This is a genomic window from Francisella noatunensis subsp. noatunensis (assembly GCF_009823375.1).
Taxonomy (GTDB): domain Bacteria; phylum Pseudomonadota; class Gammaproteobacteria; order Francisellales; family Francisellaceae; genus Francisella; species Francisella noatunensis.
In genome coordinates, this window is the sequence record NZ_WBSX01000013.1 from 1 (window position 1) to 24,482 (window position 24,482).

A 24,482-nucleotide genomic window follows, 5' to 3' on the forward strand; every position below is an offset into this window, starting at 1 on the left:
TAGCTTTTTAACTTTACAGGATAGCTTATGATTATTTGAAGTTCTGCGGCTTTGATATAGCTTCTGTGCTATCTCAGCATTATAGTCACTATTTATACTAGTGCGATTAAGTTCCTTTTTTATAGCTCTTTCACTATAGCCAATTTTATTGGCTATTTGAGATGTTTGGTATCCTAATTTAAGTAATTCTTCTATACAATATCTATTTGAAAGAGTTAAGTGCTTTGGCATTTTTTAGTTCCTTATCGTTTATTTTAGTTTCGTCAAAACCTAATAAACTATATTTGGAACTCTCTTTCAACTATTTAAAACTTTCAGAATCAATCTAGCATTTTAAAAGGAATGATTAGTCAGCAACTACATACAATTAAGTCAAACATTTAAGAATCTAGATGAGGAGTTTTTATCCAATAAATCAGATGCAGAATAGTAAGTTAATCCAGAATGATAACTCAAACCTATCTCACAGGTTCTACTATTAGAAATCCCACATACACAGCCTTTGACCTCCTCTTTTAAACCTGACAATGCAGAGGCATTAAGTTCTGGAAGAATGAAACCTTTATCGCCAGCGAACCCACAGCAAGTCACACTTCTTGGTATCACCACATCATCTGATAATGAATTAGCTATTGCTAATATATACTTTTGATTTCCTGCTTTTGTGTACTACATGTTTGATGAACTGCTAATTTACCTATTTTATGGATGTTTAATTTATCTAAACAAAATTCAGCAATAAACTCAACTGAATCATAAACCTTAGTATCAGTCATACCGTCATTTATTCTTAGTGAACACGGGCTAGCATCTGTGACTATTGGCAAGCTAAAGTTATCACTAGCTGCTTTTAATAATTCTATTACCTCTTGACGCTTCTGCTCTACTTTATCATATAATCCTTTTGAATCAAATGGTTGTCCACAACAAGTATTAGATAAACCTTTGGGAACTATCACCTCATATCCACTTTTCTCTAGAATATTTAAAGCGGCTTGCTTGGTATCATTTTGGTTTGTATCTTTTGAAGGTCCAAATATTCTGGTTGTACAGGTTGGCCAATAAACTACCTTTGGTTTAGTAACTCCCGCTTCAAAATGTTTTATACTTTTTAAGCTTTTTGCACCTGTTGGCATAGCAGAATTCCAGACTGGTGTATTACCTAATACCTTATGCACTGCTAAAGATGACTTCCTTAGAATATTGTCACCTAAAACTCTACTAAAACCTCTACTTATTTTTAGAGCAAGGTTAGAGATTATTGCAAACCCTGAAAAGTGCTTAAACATAAAACTATCTATAATATTTGCTTTATTTTGCTCTGCTCGTAAATCTTTTATAAAGCTACCGGTATTAATTTCAACTGGACACTGTACTCCACATAATCCTGTTGCAGCACATGTATCAATTCCATAGTATTGATACTTCTTTTTATAATCTTTATATTTTACTTGATCTGTTTCTTTAAGAATCATCATTTCTTTATACACAGATAATCTTTGTCTAGGAGTTAGTGATAAATCTCTTGAAGGACAAACACTTTCACAAAAACCACACTCAAGACATTTATCTGCTTGTTTGTCTAACTTTACCCTTCTTTTAAAGTTTTTAACAAAAATATCTTTATCATCATTGAGAAGAACACTTGGATTAAAGAGGTTATGTGGATCTAACAATAATTTTATTTCTTGCATCACTTTATAAAGCTCATCACCCCACTCTTTTGCAACAAATGGTGCCATATTTCTACCTGTACCGTGTTCTGCTTTTAAAGATCCGTTGTATTTCTTAACAACCATATCTGTAAAATCATGCATAAAATCTTTATATCGTTGAACTTCGTCATCTTTCTCTAGGTTTGTTGATAGATTAAAATGTAAATTTCCTGTTAGAGCATGGCCAGCGATATCTTTATCATAACCATACTTTTCTAATAGATTTTCAAGATCAGTAATACCATCAGCTAGACTATCTATCGGAAAAGCAACATCTTCCATAACCAAAGTATCCAAAGCTAGTTTTTTATTTCCTGCACATGGTAATACAGCCCTACGAACATCCCAAAGACGATTGTATTTGCTAGCGTCTGTAACATAACCTACACAAAAAGAGGTTCGAACTTTTTCAAGACTTCAAGTATTTTGGACTTCTTAACTTCTAGAGATTCAGGACTATCAGCATCAAGCTCAAACATTAATCCTGCAGAACCTATTTGTAGTTTATTTATCTGCTCTTTATATTCACTATCTAATATTTCTAAATCTTTGATAGTAATCAGAGTTGAATAACTCATTATCTCAGCTGCAGCAACATCATATTTAGATATTGCTGTAATAGCTTCAGCACAAGTTCTAATATCTCTAAAAAAGATAAAAGCCGTAGACTTATCTATATAATTTGGAATCGTGTTATAACTAAATTCCGAGATAAAGCCTAATGTTCCTTCTGAACCAACCATTAAGTGTGAAATTATATCTATCTCATCGTCAAAATCTATAAGAGCATTAATAGCATACCCCATAGTATTTTTTATCTGATATTTTTGTTTTATAAAGTCTACTAATTTTTGATTAGACTTAACTTGCTGGGATATTTCCGAAATCTTAGAGATGATGTCAGGATTATTTTTTCTAAACATTTCTCTTGAATCAACTGATTTTGTATCAAGGATCTGTCCATCACTAAAGATAACTTTAATATCCTTTAGAGTATTATACTTAAATCCACAACACATACCACTGGCATTATTGGCTACTATTCCACCTATTTTTGCCACATTTACAGAAGATGGATCTGGACCTATTTTTCTACCATATTTATTAAGAAATAAATTTGCTTGTCCACCCGTTAAGCTAGGTTGTAAGCGAATAACTTCTCCATTATTCTCAATACTATAATTATTCCATTTATTTGTGATAACCACTAAAATATGATCTGTAATACCTTGACCATTTAAACTAGTACCTGCTGCTCGAAACGTTAAAGGAACTTTATAAGTGTTTGCTAACTTTATAACCTCTAAAACTTCTTTCTCGTTGTTTATATGTAAGACTACTTTGGGTAACAGTCTATATAAACTAGCATCTGTACTATAAGCAAAACATAAAAATTCATCCGTTATTATTTGCTTTTTATCAAGTTGCTTTTCTAATTCAGACAAAAAATTTTTAAGATCATATTTCATTTATAACACACCCTTATATTTATTATGAAATAGCTACATTTAAAGTATAACTTAACCATCAAGCTACTTGCTAATAATTATTAAAAGTAACAAGTCTTTCTCAATAAGCTACTTATTTCAAGCCGAATTAAATTACTCACCCATATGTGGTCTTAGCTATGATTTACATTAGATAATTCTAAATACTCAGAATTTTTTAAGTTAAAATAATTACTTCAAGTACTTATCAAAAAAGTACTTTATTTCTTTACGAAGTTCTTTGCCTTCTGGAATATCTGGACTAGCTAAATATTGACAATGAGACATCGCTTCAAAAACATGTAATTGCGCATCAACTCCACAACTTCTAAGTTTTCTATGAGTTTTTATAGTAGCACTTAATAGCATATCTCTTGTACCAGTGGCTAATATGCTTGGTGGAAAATCACTAAAATCTCCATAATAAGGAGATATCCCAATATTTCTAACATCTAATCCATCAGCATACATTTTAGCTATTTTACCCATATATTCATCATACGAAACCAATACATTATCAACCCATTCATTAACATTAACTGAGTCTGTATCACGAGATAGATCTGCTGCTGGACTACCCAAGAACAAAACAGCTGGTTTAACAAGATTTTCTTCTTTAGACCTATGAATGAATGCCATAATCAAAGCAGCTCCGGCAGAACTACCTGCCATAGCAATATTACTAGCATCTTTGTCTTTTGTGATATTTTTCCATACACTCACGAGATCATTCAAACCATGTGGATAAGGATAGTCTGGAAGCTGTCTATAATCTACACACAAAACTTCACATCCAAAAGTAGATGCAAGAAGTACTGATTCTAATGTTGATGCAACTCCTGGATAATTTATATATCCTCCACCATGAACTCCAATAATCAGGATATCTTTATAATCCTTATTAATGACTGCTGGCTTAACTTTATAACAATTAACACCAGTTATACTCATGTTCTCAATAGATATATTGTTCTGCTTAGCTAGATTCAATGAAATTTTAGCAATTTCATCATTATGTGAAACACTATTATCTCTAGGTTGAGCATCTATAGTTTTTCTGAGCTCTTCACTTATATCTGCAGGTGTATTTAGATATTTTTCGGGTATATACTTAAGTTTTGACGCTAAACTTTTTTGAATAATAAGATCTTGAATATTGTTCTTTATTTGCATAAAAATAAAAAATTACACCCACTGCTTTTACTATTATAGTTAAATACAATTAATTACTAAATTTTTCTATCATCTTAAGCACAACATAAATTATTGCACTGATTATTGCTGATATAAAACATACTTTAATAGCTATAGGAAATAGATGAATAAAAATAGTAATAATAGTTACTATGATTAAAACCCCTACAAATATTGATAAAAATTTATCCATTTTAAACAACCCCTTATTTTATAATAACTTTTGCAAATTTACGTTTACCAACTTGGAAAACATTTTCTGTACCTTTACCAAAAATAGCTTTGTTATCATCAGCCTTTTCACCATCAATTTTAACAGCTCCCTGCTTAATCATACGGATAGCTTCTGACGTACTCGCTACCAATCCTGCCTCTTTTAACAAGTTTGCTATCGGCAACTCTTGATTTAATTCTACAACATTTATGTCATCAGGTATCTGATTTTTTTGGAATCTTTGGATAAAATCCTGATGAGCACTTTCAGCACCTTCTTTAGAGTGAAATCTCTCAATTAGCTCTTTTGCCAACTCTATTTTAATGTCACGTGGGTTAGTACCATTAACAACATCCTGCTTTAAGTTAGCTATAGTATCTAAGGATTTAAAACTAAGTAACTCGTAATATCTCCACATCAGTTCATCTGAAATTGACATCACCTTACCAAACATATCATTAGGAGTCTCTTCAATACCTATATAGTTTTGGCTAGATTTTGACATCTTTTTGACACCGTCTAAACCTTCAAGAAGTGGCATCGTTATGATAACTTGTGGCTCCTGACCTTGTTGTTTTTGTAGCTCTCTACCCATCAACAAGTTAAATTTCTGATCCGTGCCACCAAGCTCGATATCAGCATTCATAGCTACAGAATCATAGCCTTGTACTAATGGATATAAAAACTCATGTATTGAGATAGACTGACCACCTTTGTATCTTTTTGAGAAATCATCTCTTTCAAGCATTCTAGCAACTGTTGATTTAGATGCTAGTTTAATCATATCACTCGCAGGCATTTTATCAAACCAATCGCCATTACGACGAATGACAGTTTTTTCTTTATCTAAGATTTTAAAAACTTGTTTAGTATATGTTTCAGCATTTGCAGCAACTTCTTCTGCAGTCAATGGAGGTCTTGTCGCATTTTTACCAGTAGGATCGCCTATCTGAGCTGTGAAATCACCTATCAAAAAGTGAATTTCATGTCCTAAGTCTTGTAATTGTTTTAATTTGTTAATAACAACTGTATGACCAAGATGGATATCAGGAGCTGTTGGATCACAGCCAAATTTGATTACTAAAGGTCTATTTTTTTCTAGTTTTTTAACTAATTCTTCTTCGATTAGGACTTCATCAGCCCCTCTTTTGATTATTCCTAAAGTCTGTTGTATAGTCGACATTATATTTTGTATATAAAAATTTCTTTCAATAAAGCAAAATTATAGCACAAAACTCTTTTATAGAACCAATAAAACCTTATACTTACTACAAAGTAAAAACATTTAATATCCTATGCATATATATATATCACAAAGTAATGATATTTATTTCAATTTAGCTTTTGAAAACTGGTTGTTTCTAGAAAAACTTCATCATGAAAAGATTTTATTTTTATGGCAAAACTCTCCATGTGTTGTTATTGGTAGAGCTCAAAACCCATGGCTTGAGTGTAACCTTGAAGCAATGAATAACGATAATATACCAATGGTTCGCCGCCAAAGTGGTGGCGGAACTGTTTATCATGACTATGGTAATCTTAACTACACTATTATTAGTACAAAAAAAGAGCATGACATCAAAGCAAACCTTGACCTAGTATGCAATACTGTCAAAAAACTAGGTATAGATGTATATGCCAATGAAAGAAATGATATTGCTGTTGATCATAATGGTCATACCTACAAAGTATCAGGCAGTGCTTTTCGAGAGAAAAAAGATCGTGCTTTCCATCATGGTACACTGCTCATCAATGCTAATACAAAAAAACTCTATGACTACCTTCATCAACCAATAGATAAATCTTTAGATACAAAAGGAGTGAAATCTCATCGCTCAAAAGTAATCAATCTATCTGAAATAAAACATGATATACAAACTCAAGATCTCACGAGATCTTTTATTAAAGGCTTCAGAAGTATTGATTTAAGCCTAATTAATGAAGAAACTCCTTTAGGAAATAGAGAGCTTATAGACAAAGAAATAGAAACATTAAAAGAATGGAAGTGGCGCTTTGGAAAAACTCTACCATTTACTAAAACATACACAAAAGGTAGTGAACAAATCAAAATCAAGATTGATGCTGGTATTGTTACAGAGATTAATAATGTTTATAAAAATACAAATTTAGCTGATAGAAATATCCGTTTTGAAAATAACTATGATTTTGATTTTTTTAAGAAAATTCTTATAGAATAAATTTTATTTAGAGTTTGTTGAGAAGAATGTTGCAACACTGATTGCAAAAATAAAAGGCAAAATAAAAGCATCAACAACTGTCACAACAATATTTTGAATAGACATCTCTAATGAACTCGTCTCTAAGCCAAAATTTTTCAATAAATATATTAACCCAAAAGTTACTAATGGTTTAATTATCATAAGAGCTAATATTGTGATAGATATTCTAAACATGTAAAAAAAGTTACTTCTTATTATACTAAAGTTATTAGATATAGACTCAAAAACACCCTTCTGTGCTAGTAATACAGCAGGCATAACTGTCAAGAAAAATAATATTCCTAGAAAAATACCTATATATTGTAGAAACATCGTAAACAGTGTCATAGCAATCATCGAAAGCAAAAATGCTCCTAGAAACACAAATATCCTTTTTGAAAATATCTGTAGAGCTATTTTTAACGCATCTGATACTTTTATTTCATGCTTAACCACAATACCTTGCAATATTATTATCATTGCATAAACAAATACAGTAGCTACGACAATCAACAAAAATATACTCGCTAGTATATTTCCTGATGGTAATTGTGAAATATCAGCTTCGTTACCACTTTGAATATAATCTGCCATGCCGTGATTCATTAGATATACAAAACAAAACTCAGATATAAATGACAGCATAAAAGCTAATACAAAAGTTATTTTAAAAGCTCTCTTGTATATATTTGTAGCTATTGAAATCGTTTCTCTAAAATTTAAATTATTCATCATAATGCTCTAGTAAAAAATAAAACAAGCTAAAATATAACATAAAATTTACTATTTTTGTCTCAGAAAAACCAATAAGCTCTTTAAAGCTGAAAAAATATAATAAATTGCTTGTAAAATTTTATATCAATACCATTTAGTAATATTACATAGATTATTTTAACAAACCTAATAAAGGATTTGATTATGGAAGCAATGAAAGGAACTACCATCCTATGCGTTAGAAAAGGTGATAAAGTAGTAATCGGTGGCGATGGTCAAGCTACACTAGGACATACAATAGCAAAAGAAAATATCATAAAAGTTAGAAAATTAAATGGTGGTAAAGTTCTCACAGGTTTTGCAGGCTCTACTGCAGATGCATTCACACTATTCGAAAAATTTGAACAAAAATTAGAATTTTATCAAGGTAATCTTGAAAGAGCTGCTGTTGAAATGGTACGTGAATGGCGTTTAGATAGAATGCTGAGTAAGTTAGAAGCTATGATTATAGTTGCAGATGAGAAACTGTCTCTTCTAATATCAGGAGCTGGAGATGTTATGGCTGCTGATAAGAACGATATTATTTCTATTGGTTCTGGATCAACTTATGCTCGATCTGCAGCAACAGCACTTGTAGAAAACACAGATCTCTCTGCTGAAGAAATAGTTAGAAAAAGTCTTACAATAGCTGCAGACACTTGTATATACACAAATCATAATTTCACTATAGAAAGTTTAGACAACAAAAAAGGATAGTTATACGATGACACAAGTAATGACTCCAGAAACAATTGTACATGAATTAGAAAGACATATTATAGGTCAAAATGATGCTAAAAAAGCAGTTGCTATCGCTCTACGTAATAGATGGCGTAGAATGCAGCTTGATGACGAGATGCGTCAAGAAATAACTCCTAAAAACATCCTAATGATAGGACCTACTGGTGTAGGTAAAACAGAGATTGCTCGTAGACTAGCAAAATTAGCAGATGCGCCTTTTATCAAAGTTGAAGCTACTAAATTTACAGAGGTTGGTTATGTAGGTAAAGATGTTGAGTCTATAATCCGCGATCTAGTAGAAACTGCTGTTAAAATGAAGCGTGAAGAAGCTAAGCAAAAAGTTACAGAAAAAGCTGCTGTATTAGCAGAAGACAGAATATTAGATGTTCTTATACCTCCTGCTAGAGCTTCCGAGTCAAAAGTAGGATTTGCGAATGAGCCTGCTGAAGATGCTCACTCTAAAAAAGAAAAAGAAAATAAAACTCGTAAGATTTTCAGAAAAAAAATCCAAAATGGCGAGTTAAATGATAAAGAGATCGAGATCGAGGTATCTGTAGCCCCTAAAAGTATAGGTGTAATGGGTCCTCCAGGCATGGAAGATATGACAAATCAGCTTCAATATCTGTTCTCTAGTTTAAGTAGCGATAAGAAAAAAACAAAGAAAATGAGAATCAAAGATGCTATTAAACTGGTCAAAGATGAAGAAGCTGCAAAACTTATCAATGAAGAAGATATTAAGGCTAGAGCTCTTGAGTCTGTTGAGCAAAATGGTATCGTATTCTTAGATGAAATTGATAAAGTCTGTAAAAAATCGGGAACCTCTGGCGCTGATGTATCTAGAGAAGGTGTTCAGCGTGACTTACTACCATTAGTAGAAGGCTCTACTGTCTCGACTAAATACGGTATGATAAAGACTGATCATATCTTGTTTATAGCATCAGGGGCATTCCATGTTGCTAAACCATCTGACTTAATCCCAGAGCTTCAAGGTAGATTACCAATTAGAGTAGAACTAAAATCTCTTGAGATAGAAGACTTTGTTAGAATACTAAAAGAACCTGATTGTTCTATACTTAAGCAATATATTGCCTTGATGAAAACTGAGGGTGTAGAACTAAGCTTTGAAGAAGATGCTATCAGAAAAATTGCTGAAATTTCTTTTCAAGTAAACGAAGAAGTTGAAAATATAGGTGCTAGAAGACTTCATACTGTTATGGAAAGACTTCTAGAAGAAATTTCTTTTGATGCTCCAGACTTAGAAAATAAATCTATAAATATAACCACAAATTACATAGATGAAAAACTAAGTGGATTAGTCAAAAATAAAAATTTAAGTCAGTACATTCTATAATCCTTTATCAAATTTACTATTTTAGCTACTCTTTAGAAAAAAACATCTATAAAATCAATTTTATTATCTACGTTAATTCTAATAATTTAATAGGTGTTACTCTAATTAAAAAAGCCTCTAGACTACTATTAATAACACAGCTATTTTCAACAGTAAGTTTTGCTGTTCTTTACTCAACATTAGTTTTATTTATGACTCAAGCTTTAGGATTCACAGTTACAAAAGCAAGTGCTGTAATGGATGTTTTTGTTGCATTTAACTATGGTTTACATATTTTAGGTGAATATATTGGTGGTCGATTAATTAGCTATCGAGTTTTATTTTTGATAGGTATGGTCTTACAGATAATCGCTTGTATATTTTTATCGTTCCCAAGCACCGAACATCTATATATAGCTCTAGCTCTATTTCTAACAGGATGTGGTCTAAATGTCCCATGTATCAACATGATGTTAACTCAGCAATTTGAAAATGATGATACTTCTCGCGAGACTGCTTTCTTTTGGAACAATGCCGGAATGAATGTCGGTTTTTTTATTGGCTTTACGGTAGCAGGTATATATCAAGCAGAACATAGTTATAACATACTTTTTCTTATTACCACTATTACAAACATAGTCGCTTTTTTACTTGTAATTACTAGCTGGAAAACTGTAGCGGATAGAACTACCCCTCTTGTCAGAAAAATTAAAAACTCAGGAACAAAAATCTTATACAAAAACAGTATATATACAGTCATTTTAATTTTCATAACTATAGCTATTTTAGTTGTAGCTTCACAATATCCTCTTAATACAAACTATATTGCCCTAGCTATTGGAATTGCTCTATTAGCAATATTTATCCCTATAGCAAGATCACAAGATACGAAAGAACAAAAAGAAAAAGTATATGCTTATATTATTTTAGCAACTTTCGGATTAGTCTTTTGGTCTGCTTATCAGCTTGCCCCAATGGCTCTAACGGTATTTACAGAAGCCAATGTTGACAAGCATATTTTTGGCTTCACAATTCAGACCCAGTGGTTTCAAAATGTAAATACTGTAGTAATAGCCGTGGGCGGTGTATTATTACCTAGCCTTCTTATAATTATTCGTCGAAAATTTACATTCTCATTCCCTATACAGTTTTGTTTTAGCATCGTATTTATAGGAATTGGCTTTTTGATGCTAGTGATAGGAATTTTCTCAGCGAACAAACTTGGACAAACAGCTGCTATATGGTTAATTTTAAGTTATGTATTTCAGTCTATAGGAGAGCTTTTAATATCTCCAACAGGATATGCTATGATCGGTAAGCTTGCCAACCCTCGACTACAAGGCTTGATGATGGGATCTTGGATGGTTGTTACAGGAAGTACATCTGGAGTTATAGCAAGTTTACTATCAATATTAGTTGCTTCACCAGATATCAATGCTACACCACTGGAGACAAATCATAATTATTTAGCTCTATCTGCTGGCTTAGCTATCATTGCAGGTATAGCAGCATTTATTATGTATGTACTAATACCTAGAATTAGAAGACTTGCTCACATATAGTTATATATTAGCTGTATTTTCAACCGACCATACATTATAATCTAATCATCCTTTTAATTATTTTAATATCATCCATCTGTGACTATTAAAGAAAAGTACTCTAAATATATCCCTCTTTTTATATCTGTAACGATGACTCTAAATGGTTTTATTACTATTTTAGCAGTTGCTGTACCAGTAATTAACAAAATATTCTCTGTCAATTTAGATGCAAATATTCCTTCAGATCTATACGATTTTGGTATGAAATACAATACTGGATTAGGAATATTTTTACCCCTGATCTTAGGGTATTTGATGATAATCATAGCCCGTGGTATTTATAATCGTAAAAGAACTTTTTGGTTTTTAGCTGTTATCTTTATTAGCTTGTCAATTATTGGAGATTATGTCCAAGATAAACATATATCTTATGATGTTGCATTTTTTACTCATGTTTTAGAAATTTTATTACTCATATATTTTAGAAAAACATTTGATAAGAAAAACTCTAATAGAATAACTTTCTACCAGTTCGTATTACTCATTTCGTTTTTGTTAGCGATTGGATATAGTGTCACAGGATTGTACTATCTAAAAGATGAATTTGATGGTATCAAAAATGTTTCTGACGCAGTATATTTCACAATAGTCACATTTAGTACAGTTGGATATGGAGACATACACCCTCTAACAGAAGAAGCCAAGCTTTTCACTGTATCTATTATGATTATGGGGATAGGATTATTTGCAACTATTATCACGGTAATGGCTGGTAGTGTTATTAATAGAATCACAGAAAAGTTTAAACAAAAAGATGGAGCTGCTTTAATGAAGGACCATATTGTAATTTGTGGATATACAGAAATTACTAAGTGCTTAATAAAAGATTATTTTAAATCACACATTGATAATATTATTGTTATTGAAAAAAATTATCATCAGAAATTTATTAATGCTGATGTAGAACAAGAAAAACATTTTATAGATGCAGAATCATATAATTATGATGCACTTAAAAAAGCCAGTATAACTAAAGCTAAAAGTATATTTATACTTAATGAAAAAGATTTAGATAATATTTTAACACTTCTTTCAATCAAGGAAGTTTTAAAAACATCAGAACAACCAACAGATAATATAAAAATATCCATCAAACTTGACAAAGATGAAAGCATTAATATTGCAAATAATATCGGTGTAGATCAAATAGTATCTCCAACTAAGAAAATTGCTGAAATGCTAATAAAATATGAATAATTTCATCAAAAATAATTAACATAGCTTTAGACTATGTTATCATTTCGAGAATATGTGCACCAATTTTTCCAAAAAATATATTGTGGAGTGAAACATGGAATATAATTACGACATTATCATTATAGGTAGTGGTCCTGGTGGCGAAGGTGCTGCCATGAAAGCGACTAGAAATGGTCAAAAAGTAGCAATCATCGAAGATGATGCCATTGGTGGCGGTTGTAATAACTGGGGAACAATTCCGAGTAAGACTCTTAGACAACTATCACGTGAAGTCTGGTATAACAAAAAAAACTTTGATTTCCCTGATATGCTAGATAATGCATTTGAAGTAGTTCTAAAGCAAAGAGAAATTAAAAAAAACCGTTTTGCAAATAATGAAATTGACGTATTTTATGGTTTTGCAAGTTTCTTAGATAAAAATAAAATTAAAATTTCACGTAAAAATGGTTCTACAGAGATCATAACGGCTAAAAAGTTTATACTAGCGATAGGATCTCGCCCTTATCAGCCTGATGATATAGACTTTACTCACTCTAGAATTTTAGATAGTGACAAGCTTCTTGAACTAAAAGATAAAAATATTAGATCAATAACTATATATGGTGCTGGTGTAATTGGCTGTGAGTATGCATCTATATTGGGCACTCTCGATATTCAAGTAAATCTTATCAATACTAGAGACAAATTGATGTCATTCCTTGATGATGAGATTATAGAAACTTTAACAAACCACTTTACTGTTAACCAAAAAATCAACCTAATGCATAACGAAACTTATAAAAGTATCAAAGCCAAAGGTGATAAAGTAATTACTACATTAAATTCAGGTCGAATTATAGAGTCTGACTATGTGCTATTCGCTCTTGGGCGTGCCGGTAATACTAACGGTCTAAATCTTGATAAGATTGGAGTTGAATATAGTCCGCAAAGAGGTCTTGTGAATGTAAATGATAACTACCAAACTACTCAGCCTAACATCTATGCTGTTGGCGATGTTATTGGTTTCCCTTCGCTTGCATCATCTGCTTTTAACCAAGGTAGATTTGCCGCTACACATATTATTGATGGATCATGTAATGATAAGTTAGTTGAAGATATCCCAACTGGCATTTATACAAGACCTGAAATAAGCTGTATTGGTAAAACTGAAAAACAGTTAACGGCAGAAAATATTCCTTATGAAAGTGGTAGAGCTTATTTCAAAGATCTTGCTCGTGCACAGATTTCAGGAAGTGAAGTTGGTATGCTAAAAATACTATTCCATAAAGAAACTTTTGAAATCCTAGGTATTCATTGCTTTGGTCATAGAGTATCTGAAATTATCCATATTGGTCAAGCAATTAAATCTATGCCAGGCAAACACAACACGATCAGATATTTCTTGAACACTACATTTAACTACCCTACTATGGCAGAAGCGTACCGTATTGCTGCTATTGATGGTGTTAATAAGCTTAAACCAAAAAATAAACAATGTGTGCCTGAACACAAATAAATATGTATTACGATATATATATAATTTTTCTATTTATATTTCTTTTTGGCGCAGCTATTGGTAGTTTTCTAAACGTTATAATATATAGAGTACCTAATAAAATATTTGCTGATGAGAAAATCATAGCTCGAGAAATACTTGAACTACCAAAGCAAGAATCTGGTCAGAATTTTAGCCTAACAGCTCCCTCAAGATGTCCAAAATGTAAAAATAAACTCAAATATCGTCATAATATACCTATTTTAGGTTGGTTTATTCTAAAAGGTAAATGTTATTTTTGTAAAGAAAGTATCTCTTTTGAATACCCTTTAATAGAGTTTATTACTGCTGTAGTATTTATAACTATATTTTATATATTTGGGCTTACTATTCAGGCAGTAGCTCTGGCTGGTCTAAGCACATTTTTTATTCCTTTATTTTTTATAGATGCAAAATATCAGATACTTCCAGATTCACTTACTCTACCATTAGTATGGATAGGTATTATTCTTAACTATTATAATGTATTTACTACACTAGATCAGTCAGTTTGGGGAGCAATTATCGGATATCTATCACTATGGAGTGTATTTTGGATATACAAAATTCTCACTGGCAAAGAAGGATTTGGCTACGGAGATTTTAAGCTATTAGCTGCAATTGGTGCATGGTTTGGATATCCTATGCTTCTTTATACAATATTTGCTAGCTGCATATTTGGAATTTTAATTGCTATAAGTATAAATCTTATTGCAAAACGTACAAATGTAATACCTTTTGGTCCAGCTATTATTTTAGCGACATTTTTTTACCTACTAACTAAAGATAATCTTTATATATGGTATAATCACGTTATGTTTATTCAATATTAGTCATGTTAAATGCAAAAGAAATCTTTCGCAGTCCTTTCGATATTTATATTATTTTTATTGGTTATTATATACTTTTTTAGTACTGCAAATCTTAGTAAATCATCTTTTAATAATCAACAAGGTCTATATCTTGTCAAGCAAGCGTTTCCACAATATAAAGTAATAAAAACTTTTGATACAGGTATACATCTACAAGCTTACATCCTTGAAGATAAAAAGGATCCAACTAAACGAACAGTAACTTTCACGAGCGAAGATGGTGATGTCATCGTTAATGGAGAGCTTTTAGCATGGGATAGAAATCAAAACAAGCTAACAAGTCTAAATCAGATATATGCTAATTACTTTACATCATCTCCACAAGCAAGTGATCTTTATTTAGATATAAAGAAATATGCTACATATATTCAACAAGGTTGCGACAATGCTCCACATAAGTTTTATGCAATCATTGATCCTAACTGTCGTTACTGTGCAAGCCTATTTGATGCCTCTCAGCCTGCTATCAAATCTGGTGATTTAGCAGTCCGTTGGATTCCTATAGGTAGTTTACAAAATAGTCCTGATGTTGTTAGAAGTATTTTCAACTCAAAAGATCCTCTTCAAGCTTTGATAGAATATCACAATACTAAAAAGTACGATGAAAGCTTAACAAAACCGAATGAAAAAGCCGAAAACAATATGCTATTATCTTCGGATATAAGTGGCTTTCCAATTATTATCTACAAAACTCCAGAAGGTGCTCTTAAAATATCATGTGGAAATAAACTTCCACTTACTGAAGCAAAAATTGCTGAGAAAGATAATATCAAAAAAGTTAACGAATTCTTACTACTAACATCAAATAGTTTCTAACTCTATATATGAATAAAATAATAATTTTAATACTGACTAGCATTGGTTTCTCTGCTAGTACTGCAAACATTGAAATATCTAACCGTTTACATAATTTAGAAAAACAATACGGTGGTAAAATAGGTGTCTACACGATTAATAGAAATGATAACAGTAATTTTTCGCATAACCAAAGCTTCTATTTCCCAATTTGTAGTACTTACAAATTTCTTGTTGTTGGTGCTATACTCAAGCAGAGTATGACTGATAACAACTTGCTCAATGAAGAAGTAAAAATCTCAGCAAATCAAATTATTGGCTACTCGCCAGTGACAAAAAAACATCTAAATCAAACAATGACAGTGAGTGAGCTTAGCAAAGCAGCAATTCAAAGTGATAATACTGCGACAAACCTGTTGATAGAAAAGCTAGGTGGTTTAAATAATCTTAATACATTTATACTTTCATTACATGATCATGCAACAAAAGTGGCTGGTTTAGAGCCTGTAGCTAATCAAGTTAGTCTTACAACTAATCAAAATAAAACTACTCCCAAAATAATGGCTAAGGATATTAATAAACTCGCTTTTAGCAATAGTATTCTTGACAAAAAGCATCGACTATTATTTAAGAAATGGCTTTTAGAGAATGACTCTGGTAATAATCGTATAGCTGCAGAAATTCCTGATGAATGGGAAATTGGTAATAAAACTGGTACTTGTGCTTATGGGTCCACAAATGATGTTGCTATTATTTGGCCTGATGATGATAAAGCTATAATTATGGGTATTTTTTATACTCAATCACAAAAAGATGCTAAACCAAATAGTAAAATAATAAGAGAAGTAACTAAAATACTTTTGGATAAATTAGAACAACAAAACACGAACAAAGATGCCTAAAATAAAGATGATTGTTGGCCTAGGAAATATAGGCAAAGAATATGAAAATACACGCCATAATGTTGGTGAGTGGTTTATTGCGAAGATTGCTAAAGATAATAATGAAAACTTCAGTCTAAATTCTAAACTTAATTGCAATATTGCTAAAGTAAATATCAATTACAATAACATAATATTGGTATTTCCAACAACATTTATGAACAATAGTGGCTTAGCTGTTAGTAAAGTTGCTAATTTCTATAAAATTGAACCTGAAGAAATACTAGTAGTACATGATGAGCTAGATATAAATTCAGGGGAGATTCGTCTAAAAAAAGGTGGTGGACACGGTGGTCATAATGGCTTAAGAAGTATCCATCAACACCTTGGGACAAATGATTATTTACGCCTAAGAATTGGTATCGGACATCCTGGACATAAATCAAAAGTATCAAATTATGTACTATCAAATCCTTCTGTAGCTCATAAAAATGATATAGATAATGCTATTGATAATGGTATATGTGTTTTAGATGATATAATAAACTATAAATTAGAGCCTGCAATGCAGAGGCTTCATACAAAATAATATTATAAGGAATAAAATAATGGGATTTAAATGTGGTATCGTAGGTTTACCAAATGTTGGTAAATCAACTCTATTTAATGCTCTTACTGAGGCTGGTATTGAAGCAGCTAACTACCCTTTTTGTACGATTAATCCAAATGTAGGGATCGTTTCTGTTCCAGATCAAAGACTTAATGAGTTAGCAAAAATTGTTAAGCCAGAAAGAATACTTCCTACAACTATGGAGTTTGTTGACATTGCTGGGCTTGTTGCAGGTGCAAGCAAAGGTGAAGGTCTTGGAAACAAATTCCTAGCAAATATTCGTGAAACAGATGCTATTGCACATGTCGTTAGATGTTTTGAGGATGATAATATTATTCATGTAAGTGGAAAGGTTGATCCTATTGATGATATTAACACTATCAATATGGAACTAATATTAGCTGACATTGAGTCTTGTGATAAAGCAGTTCAAAGATTCGCTAAAATGAAAAAATCTGGTGATAAAGAAGCTTTAGCTAAAGCAGATTTTTACACTAAACTAAAAGAGCATTTAGAATCAGAAAAATCAGCTAGAACATTTCAGCTAACAGATGATGAAGCTAAGTGGCTTAAGCAAACTCCTCTACTAACTAGCAAACCTGTATTGTATATTGCCAATGTTACTGAAGATGGTTTTGAAAATAATCCATTATTAGATAAAATTATAGAGTATGCTAAAGCTGAAAATTCAAATGTTGTTCCTGTTTGTGCTGCTATGGAGCAAGAAATCTCTCAGCTTGAGCCGGATGAGAAGTTAGAGTTTTTAGCTGATATGGGACTTACTGAAACTGGTCTTGATAGAGTTATCAAAGCTGGCTATGCTCTTTTGAACCTTCATACATATCTCACTGCTGGTGTTAAAGAAGTCCGAGCTTGGACAATCCCTGTAGGCGCTACAGCACCCCAAGCTGCTGGTGTAATTCACACTGACTTTGAGAGAGGATTTATCAGAGCTGAAGTTATCTCGTATGATGATTATATTCAGTATAATGGCGAAAAAGGTGCAAAAGAAGCCGGTAAAGCTCGTCTTGAAGGAAAAGAATATGTCATGAAAGATGGTGATGTTGTAAACTTCAGATTTAATGTATAGCTAAATCTAAAATGTCCAAGAATATAATTCATAACTGTCTGATTTGGTTATCAGTCATTGGTATAGTTGGTTGTAATACATCTTTTACTTATCCAAATTATCAACCTAGCGGAACATACTATAATCCAGACTATGACAAAGATGATCTGATTCATGGTTACTTTCAGCAAAGTGTTGAACAGATGGAAACTAGTCCATATACATATCAAGGTCAATACTATGAAGAAACTGGCTTCACTCAGCCAAGTCCTTTTATGCAGAATATAAACTGGAATAAAATGAACGTTTAATAACAAAAATCTATTTTATATTTCTGTACTGGTAGTTAATTTTATAGAAACTATTTTGTTATCTCTAATATTCGTTATTTCAAGTAAGATATTATTATATTTTATACAACAAGGTCCTTGCGGCAAGTTCTCAATTTCTTCTATTATAAGGCCTGACAAAGTTTTAGCATCTTCACTTTCAAACTCTATCCCTATATGACGATTTATTTCTCTTAATGTAGCACTACCACCTATTAGATAACTATTTTCATCAAGTTTGCGAATATTATTATTCATATCAAATCTATCAGAGAACTCTCCAACAATTTCTTCCATAATATCTTCTATTGTAACCGTACCACAGACATCACCATATTCGTCAACCACAATAGCAAATCGTTTACTTTTGTATTGAAAATTAACCAGTTGAGTCTGTAAAGAAACTGTTTCTGGAATGAAATACGCTTCATGGGCAATTTTACGTAAACTTGCTTTTGTTATTTGTGATCTCTTAGTTGATATAAGTAAATTAGTTATCTCCTTAAGTTTTATAACTCCAATAACATTATTAACACCATTCTCACATAAAATAATATTCAAAGATCTCATTTTTGCTATTCTAGCTAAAATTTTATCTACAGAATTGCTCAGGTCTATATATTCTATTTTATTAAAATGGGTCATAACTTCTTGGACTAAAACTTTATCAAGTTCTAATACACCTATTAACATATTTTTATTTTTAGCACCAAGTTTTGCATTTGATTCATTTACAACAGTCTGTATTTCTTCCTTATCCAAAGACTCATTATTTACGGGCTCAATCTTTATACCAAAAAGTTTTAAAGTTATTTTTGAAATCATGCTAAGAAAAACTACTGCCGGATACAGTAATATCATTATTATTTTTAGCGGTAATGAAAATGGAAAAGCCAGCCTTTGTGGATATACTGCTGCAAATGATTTTGGAATTATCTCTCCAAATACTAAGACTAAAATTGTGACAACTATTGTTGCTATCAATAAACCAATATCACCAAAATGATCTTCTGAATATGATGAAATGACTGTACCGGCAAATATATTTGCAAACGTATTACCTATAAGTATCGCAACCAATAGTCTTTCTGGATTACGAACTAGAGATAAACTTCTTTTTGCTGCTCGATGATTTTTTTTTGCCAAATGCTTAAGTTTATATTTATTCAAAGCCATCATAGCTGTTTCTGAGCTTGAAAAAAAAGCTGAAATACTAATAAGAATAAATAAAATAATAACTACAGTATAAGTACTCATTCAATAAATAATAATGAAGATAATGCGAAGTCTTATTTTAACATAAGAACTTTGATAATAAAAAATATAATCAGAAATGATTTGTTTGAGGGTATTATACTCTCATGAAGTCAGCGTGAACAAGCTTAACTTTATATGGATGTCTTTGTAGTGCTTTGATGATTACTTTTTCTTCTTGACCATCAATCTCTAAAGTGATTTCACTTGAGAAGAATGCTTTGTCTTCTGTAGAGTGTAAAACTTTATCGTGATCTAATACTATAGATATTGCTTCCTTGTCACCACCATATATAACAGCTGGGATTTTACCAGCTCTTCTTAGACGGCGGCTCGCACCAGATCCTAAATCTTCTCTTTTAACTGCTTTCAAACTAAAATTTGTCATTGTTAAATTTCCTTTATTTTTGTTTAAACTTAATTTATTAATCTATGCGACCCTAGATTAACCGTGCTATTATAGTCAGCTATAACTATAAATTCAAGGTATTAATCAACTAAACCATCTATTCTAAATATATCACTGACAGATTCTTCGCCATTAGTCTTCTCTACAATTTGTGCAAGTAAAGGAGCTAAGGTAATAACTTTAATTTTATTACAAGCTTCAGCATGTGGTTTTAGAGGAATAGAGTCTGTAACTATAAGCTCTTCAATAGCTGAATTTTCGATATTTTTGATAGCATCACCAGATAATAGAGGATGTACACAAAACGCAGAAACCTTAGCTGCTCCACCCTTTTCAACTAGAGCTTTTGCTGCTTGACACATTGTCCCACCAGTATCCACGATATCATCAACTAATATACAATGCTTACCTTCAACATCACCAATTATATTCATAACCTCTGCCACATTTGGTCTAGGTCTTCTTTTGTCTACAACGGCAATCCCAACACCCAAATTCTTGGCTACAGATCTAGCTCTCACTACTCCACCCATATCCGGAGAAACAATTTTTATATTCTCATATTTTTCAGGATTTTTACGCACATGCTCTAAAAATATCTTTGTTGCAAATGCATTATCAAATGGAATGTCGAAGAAACCCTGAATCTGTTCAGCATGAATATCTACTGATAAAATTCTATCTAAACCAACCGCCTGAAGGAGATTTGCAACAACTTTTGCAGATATTGGCACCCTTGCTGATTTTGATCGTCTATCTTGTCTAGCATATCCAAAATATGGTAGAACTGCAGTTACTCTTTCAGCTGATGATCTTTTTAAAGCATCAATTAGAAGTATCAACTCCATCAAGTTATCAGATGGTGGACATGTAGACTGAATGACAAAAACATCCTTACCACGAACATTTTCATTCAATACAACATGTATCTCACCATCTTTAAACCTACCAACAGTAGCATTACCAAGAGTTGCTCCTAATTCCTTTGCTACTTCACAAGCAAGCTTTTTAGAAGCATTACCACTAAAAATCATCAAATCTTCAGACATACCTATATAACCTTTTAAAATTCACACACCTTACGCCCATCAATTTTAATGTTTTTTAGAAACTTTAAAAGCCTAAAAACAAGTTTTTATCTATTATTTTAGTATTTACTGTATATCACCCTGTCTTTTGAATTAAGATTTTGTCTTTGTTATACTACCTGTACCTTTTAAAATCAAATAGTTCCTAAATCTATATTAACTTTATGAAATTCAAAATTTTTGATAATACCTTTCAAGCTGGAGAAATGGCAACTTTGGCAATGCCATTACCAAGCCAATACTCATGTGCACCAATGTATTTACCTATTAAAATTCTCAACGGTGTAAAAGAAGGTCCATGTATTCTAATTTTTGGCATGGTTAGTGGTGATGAGTTTAATGGTATTGAAATCATCAACTCTATACTAGAAAAAACAAACCCAAAAGATTTACATGGAACAATAATTGCTATTCCTGTATTAAATGTTTTTGGTCTAGTACATGCCATAAAACATAGTCAAACGCTCGAACAAGCTTTCCCTGGTGATGAATCTGGTTCATACATGCATCGCTATGCATATAGAATAACTCAAGAGATAATCAAAAAAACTGATTATTCCGTACAAATTAAAACAGGCGCATTAAATCATGAAATACTACCTCAAGTGTATTTCAATGCTGAAGATGAAGAATCTATCAAAATGGCTAGAGCCTTTCAAGCTCCTGTTATTACTGCTATAAACATGAGTCGCTCAAGTATACGTAAGATTCACCAAGACTTAGATATACCATTCATCTGCTATGAAGCAGGTGAAGCTAATAAATTTGATGAAGAGGCTATAAATATTGGTGTAGCAGGTATTCAAAATGTAATGCGCAAACTTGATATATTAAAAGATCAAGATTTTGTTCAACAGGTTAAACCTCTTGTCTCAGAAGACACTGAATGGACAATATCAGATAAACCAGGAGTTTTAAGAACAGAAATTGAGCTTGGTACAAGGGTCAAAGAAGGTGAAAAAATAGGCAAGCTAATAGATCCTTTTGGTAACGATGATAGTGTTAATCTAAAATCTCAGATTGATGGAATCATCTTAGGTATTAACAACTACCCTATGATTAAAGAAGGTGATTTAGTATTCAAAGTATCATCGTTTCAAGATGATGAAAAAGCAGAAGCAAAAATAGAAAATTGGGAAGAAATAACAAAAGAAAATTTTAGTGATGAATAATAAATTATCTTTTTTGGCAATCAGTATATGACTGACTTGTGCTATATTTTTCATGTACGAGTTTTTATTAAGAACTATCTTAGGTACATTCGAGCATCAGATAATATCTGACCTTGATTTGAGCATACTAACTTTTAGTATTCTTAGCTCTACCGCTTATCAACTTACATATGGAATCATGCAAATTCCTGTAGGTATTATTACTGATAAACTAGGACTAAAAAAAGCTCTAACCTTAGCAATACTAGTATGTGCCTTAGGAATTGGGTTATTTGGTGTATCAAATAGCTTTGGTGCGGCTCTGGTATATAGAGTTATGATTGGTTTTGGCGCCTCTTTTGGCTTTTTATGTTTATTAATCGCTGTGTATGACTGGTTACCACACAAACATATTGGTTTATTTATCGGTCTTTCACAGTTTATTGGTGTTCTCGGACCAATGCTTGCAGCAGGTCCTCTAGAATCTTTGTCGCAAGCTGGTGGTATAGACTGGCGCTATGTATTTATTATATTAGCAATAATAGGTGTTGTTCTAGCTAGAATAACTATAGTTATAGTAAAAAACAATGATCAATCTGGTGAATCAGGCAAAAATAGATTCATTATTCTAAATACCCCAACATCAGTAATCAAAGAGATTCAAGGTATATTTTCCAACAAACAAATTTGGTTAATTGCAGTTTTCTCAGCTACTACCTATTTAGCTATAGAATATCTTTCTGAAAATGCTACAAAAAGCTTTTTATCCTTAAATGGCTTTGATGCTAAATTCAGTTCTTATTTGATCACATTAGCATGGCTAGGGTATGGCATTGGCTGCCCTAGTCTTGGTCAATATCTGATCGTATAAAAAGAAGAAAGCCCATTATGATTTTTGCTATCTGCTTAACTTTTGTTTCGTTAGCTACAATTATTTTCTTTCCAATAAATCAAGCAATACTATATTTATCATTCATATGTTTAGGCTTAGGAGCTAGTGGACAAAGCATAGGATTTGCCATTATCGCTGAGCAATCTAGTTCTGGATGTAGAGCAGCAGCATTAGGAGTTAATAACTTTCTTATTATGCTATCAGTCGGAGTTGGTTCACCGATTATTAGTGAGGTTTTTGATTTATTTTCTAATCAAGGCAAAAATCCATCTATAACAAGCTATCAAACTAGTTTAAGTTTATTGTTGGTATTTACTACCTTAGGTGTGTTAATAAGTATATTTTTTATCAAAGAAACATTCTGTAGATCCAAAAAAGAAGTGATTTTTGTAGATGTGAAATAAAGTATTTTTTAAAACTTACTTAACTTATCTAAACTAATCTCACGCATTCTATATTTTTCTATGACTAATGAGAATATTATTAAAGTGCTTATAAATAAAGGTACTATTAAATATAAAAAAGCTCTATCAAAAACATTCATATCTATTCGACCAGTCAATGGACCTCCATTTAGACATACACTAATATAGCTGATTAAAAGCTAGATTGTATTCTCAATGTTTATAGAGATACCAAAATGTACTTCATTAGGTGTCAAGTAATTTAAACATTTCTTAGGTCTATTATTCAAGTCTATCTGTAACTTTCTAATGTATTGATGAGATATATTGTTAAAGTTAGTACCTTTAGGTATAAATTGTCTGATATACCTATTCATGTTTTCATTAGTACCTCTTTGCCAAGGACTGTATGGATCAGCAAAGAATACTTTGATGCCAGTCTTGCTAGTTAGCTTCTTATGTTTAGCAAACTCTTTACCATTATCAAATGTAGCTGTTAATATTTTATGACCATTAGATACTTTGTACAATATTCTATTGATTGAATTAGCTGTTCTATCTATAGACTTGGCTAAAATAGTAAATCTGCTAGCTCTATCGACCATTGTTACAATAGCACTTTTATGGTCTTTACCAACAATAGTGTCACCTTCAAAGTGATAAAGATTTTTTCTATTAGCACTGCTAGGTCTTTCAGAAATACTCGCTCTATCCTTTATCTTAACTTGTTTAGAGTCACCTTCTTTTTTGTATTTATATTG

25 protein-coding genes and 3 pseudogenes are annotated in these 24,482 nt (G+C 31.7%); 14 read left to right on the forward strand and 14 right to left on the reverse strand.

The features are described 5' to 3' along the window. The 8 genes and pseudogenes from F8C69_RS02240 to tyrS form a co-directional block, all read right to left on the reverse strand. Positions 1 to 231, reverse strand: a 231-nt coding sequence (locus tag F8C69_RS02240) for a helix-turn-helix domain-containing protein (RefSeq protein ID WP_159183974.1), incomplete at its 3' end; no start/stop codon positions are given. Between the two features lie 141 nt (positions 232 to 372). Next, positions 373 to 606 (reverse strand): hypothetical protein, encoded by a 234-nt coding sequence (locus F8C69_RS10435; protein ID WP_234384224.1) that lies wholly within the window; start codon positions 604 to 606, stop codon positions 373 to 375. 29 nt (positions 607 to 635) lie between these two features. Next, positions 636 to 1,694: a (Fe-S)-binding protein gene (locus F8C69_RS02245; RefSeq protein ID WP_234393499.1), complete on the reverse strand. Its 1,059-nt coding sequence runs from the start codon at positions 1,692 to 1,694 to the stop codon at positions 636 to 638. A 9-nt stretch (positions 1,695 to 1,703) separates the two neighbouring features. After that, positions 1,704 to 2,036: pseudogene (locus F8C69_RS10440) on the reverse strand (FAD-binding oxidoreductase); the annotation flags it as partial. 62 nt (positions 2,037 to 2,098) lie between these two features. Further along, positions 2,099 to 3,184, reverse strand: a complete 1,086-nt coding sequence (locus tag F8C69_RS02250; protein ID WP_234384223.1) for an FAD-binding oxidoreductase — start codon at positions 3,182 to 3,184, stop codon at positions 2,099 to 2,101. Positions 3,185 to 3,394: 210 nt separating this feature from the next. Then, positions 3,395 to 4,375: an alpha/beta hydrolase fold domain-containing protein gene (locus tag F8C69_RS02255; RefSeq protein WP_159184025.1), complete on the reverse strand. Its 981-nt coding sequence runs from the start codon at positions 4,373 to 4,375 to the stop codon at positions 3,395 to 3,397. A gap of 49 nt (positions 4,376 to 4,424) precedes the next feature. Continuing rightward, positions 4,425 to 4,589, reverse strand: coding sequence for a hypothetical protein (locus tag F8C69_RS10210; protein WP_004287609.1), 165 nt, complete (start codon positions 4,587 to 4,589; stop codon positions 4,425 to 4,427). Between the two features lie 13 nt (positions 4,590 to 4,602). Further along, a complete protein-coding gene (tyrS, locus tag F8C69_RS02260) occupies positions 4,603 to 5,793 on the reverse strand; it encodes a tyrosine--tRNA ligase (protein WP_159184026.1) in 1,191 nt (396 codons plus the stop codon). Between the two features lie 112 nt (positions 5,794 to 5,905). Here tyrS and F8C69_RS02265 point away from each other — a divergent pair, with 112 nt between their 5' ends. Next, a complete protein-coding gene (locus tag F8C69_RS02265; protein ID WP_159184027.1) occupies positions 5,906 to 6,808 on the forward strand; it encodes a lipoyl protein ligase domain-containing protein in 903 nt (300 codons plus the stop codon). 3 nt (positions 6,809 to 6,811) lie between these two features. Here F8C69_RS02265 and F8C69_RS02270 read toward each other — a convergent pair whose 3' ends face one another. Beyond that, positions 6,812 to 7,561 carry a hypothetical protein gene (locus F8C69_RS02270; RefSeq protein WP_159184028.1) on the reverse strand — a complete coding sequence of 250 codons (750 nt, stop codon included), beginning with the start codon at positions 7,559 to 7,561 and terminating at the stop codon, positions 6,812 to 6,814. 186 nt (positions 7,562 to 7,747) lie between these two features. Here F8C69_RS02270 and hslV point away from each other — a divergent pair, with 186 nt between their 5' ends. The 11 genes from hslV to F8C69_RS02325 all read left to right on the forward strand — a co-directional run bounded on the left by hslV (position 7,748) and on the right by F8C69_RS02325 (position 18,505). Continuing rightward, entirely contained in the window at positions 7,748 to 8,299 is a 552-nt protein-coding gene (gene hslV, locus F8C69_RS02275) for an ATP-dependent protease subunit HslV (RefSeq protein ID WP_159184029.1), read from the forward strand. A 7-nt stretch (positions 8,300 to 8,306) separates the two neighbouring features. Then, positions 8,307 to 9,674, forward strand: coding sequence for an ATP-dependent protease ATPase subunit HslU (gene hslU, locus F8C69_RS02280; RefSeq protein WP_159184030.1), 1,368 nt, complete (start codon positions 8,307 to 8,309; stop codon positions 9,672 to 9,674). Positions 9,675 to 9,763: 89 nt separating this feature from the next. Next, positions 9,764 to 11,215, forward strand: coding sequence for a peptide MFS transporter (locus F8C69_RS02285; protein WP_159184041.1), 1,452 nt, complete (start codon positions 9,764 to 9,766; stop codon positions 11,213 to 11,215). Between the two features lie 78 nt (positions 11,216 to 11,293). Beyond that, on the forward strand, positions 11,294 to 12,454 hold the full coding sequence (locus F8C69_RS02290) for an ion channel (RefSeq protein WP_192189617.1): 1,161 nt from the start codon (positions 11,294 to 11,296) through the stop codon (positions 12,452 to 12,454). A 94-nt stretch (positions 12,455 to 12,548) separates the two neighbouring features. Next, positions 12,549 to 13,949 carry a Si-specific NAD(P)(+) transhydrogenase gene (gene sthA / locus F8C69_RS02295; protein WP_159184031.1) on the forward strand — a complete coding sequence of 467 codons (1,401 nt, stop codon included), beginning with the start codon at positions 12,549 to 12,551 and terminating at the stop codon, positions 13,947 to 13,949. Between the two features lie 2 nt (positions 13,950 to 13,951). After that, positions 13,952 to 14,800: a prepilin peptidase gene (locus F8C69_RS02300; protein WP_159184032.1), complete on the forward strand. Its 849-nt coding sequence runs from the start codon at positions 13,952 to 13,954 to the stop codon at positions 14,798 to 14,800. 9 nt (positions 14,801 to 14,809) lie between these two features. Continuing rightward, on the forward strand, positions 14,810 to 15,655 hold the full coding sequence (locus tag F8C69_RS02305; protein ID WP_159184033.1) for a DsbC family protein: 846 nt from the start codon (positions 14,810 to 14,812) through the stop codon (positions 15,653 to 15,655). An 8-nt stretch (positions 15,656 to 15,663) separates the two neighbouring features. Continuing rightward, entirely contained in the window at positions 15,664 to 16,536 is an 873-nt protein-coding gene (bla, locus tag F8C69_RS02310; protein WP_159184034.1) for a class A beta-lactamase, read from the forward strand. Further along, positions 16,529 to 17,104: an aminoacyl-tRNA hydrolase gene (gene pth / locus F8C69_RS02315; protein ID WP_088821115.1), complete on the forward strand. Its 576-nt coding sequence runs from the start codon at positions 16,529 to 16,531 to the stop codon at positions 17,102 to 17,104. The genes bla and pth overlap by 8 nt, the downstream gene beginning before the upstream one ends. A gap of 19 nt (positions 17,105 to 17,123) precedes the next feature. Beyond that, positions 17,124 to 18,215 carry a redox-regulated ATPase YchF gene (ychF, locus tag F8C69_RS02320; RefSeq protein ID WP_159184035.1) on the forward strand — a complete coding sequence of 364 codons (1,092 nt, stop codon included), beginning with the start codon at positions 17,124 to 17,126 and terminating at the stop codon, positions 18,213 to 18,215. 11 nt (positions 18,216 to 18,226) lie between these two features. Continuing rightward, complete coding sequence (locus tag F8C69_RS02325; protein WP_159184036.1) at positions 18,227 to 18,505, forward strand: hypothetical protein; 279 nt, start codon at positions 18,227 to 18,229, stop codon at positions 18,503 to 18,505. A gap of 15 nt (positions 18,506 to 18,520) precedes the next feature. Here F8C69_RS02325 and F8C69_RS02330 read toward each other — a convergent pair whose 3' ends face one another. From F8C69_RS02330 to F8C69_RS02340, 3 genes are all read right to left on the reverse strand, one after another. Beyond that, positions 18,521 to 19,780 carry an HlyC/CorC family transporter gene (locus tag F8C69_RS02330; protein WP_159184037.1) on the reverse strand — a complete coding sequence of 420 codons (1,260 nt, stop codon included), beginning with the start codon at positions 19,778 to 19,780 and terminating at the stop codon, positions 18,521 to 18,523. Positions 19,781 to 19,874: 94 nt separating this feature from the next. Then, positions 19,875 to 20,165, reverse strand: a complete 291-nt coding sequence (gene rplY / locus F8C69_RS02335; protein ID WP_159184038.1) for a 50S ribosomal protein L25 — start codon at positions 20,163 to 20,165, stop codon at positions 19,875 to 19,877. 101 nt (positions 20,166 to 20,266) lie between these two features. Continuing rightward, positions 20,267 to 21,235: a ribose-phosphate pyrophosphokinase gene (locus F8C69_RS02340; protein ID WP_159184039.1), complete on the reverse strand. Its 969-nt coding sequence runs from the start codon at positions 21,233 to 21,235 to the stop codon at positions 20,267 to 20,269. A 203-nt stretch (positions 21,236 to 21,438) separates the two neighbouring features. Between F8C69_RS02340 and F8C69_RS02345 the strand changes: the two genes are divergently transcribed. Next, complete coding sequence (locus tag F8C69_RS02345; RefSeq protein WP_159184040.1) at positions 21,439 to 22,446, forward strand: succinylglutamate desuccinylase/aspartoacylase family protein; 1,008 nt, start codon at positions 21,439 to 21,441, stop codon at positions 22,444 to 22,446. 52 nt (positions 22,447 to 22,498) lie between these two features. Continuing rightward, a pseudogene (locus F8C69_RS02350) lies at positions 22,499 to 23,721 on the forward strand (MFS transporter). Between the two features lie 8 nt (positions 23,722 to 23,729). On the opposite strand, the pseudogene F8C69_RS10450 reads toward F8C69_RS02350, so the two are convergent. After that, positions 23,730 to 23,918: pseudogene (locus F8C69_RS10450) on the reverse strand (MFS transporter); the annotation flags it as partial. A gap of 3 nt (positions 23,919 to 23,921) precedes the next feature. Further along, positions 23,922 to 24,482: IS30 family transposase (locus F8C69_RS02355; protein ID WP_159183759.1), on the reverse strand; the 561-nt coding region annotated here is incomplete at its 5' end.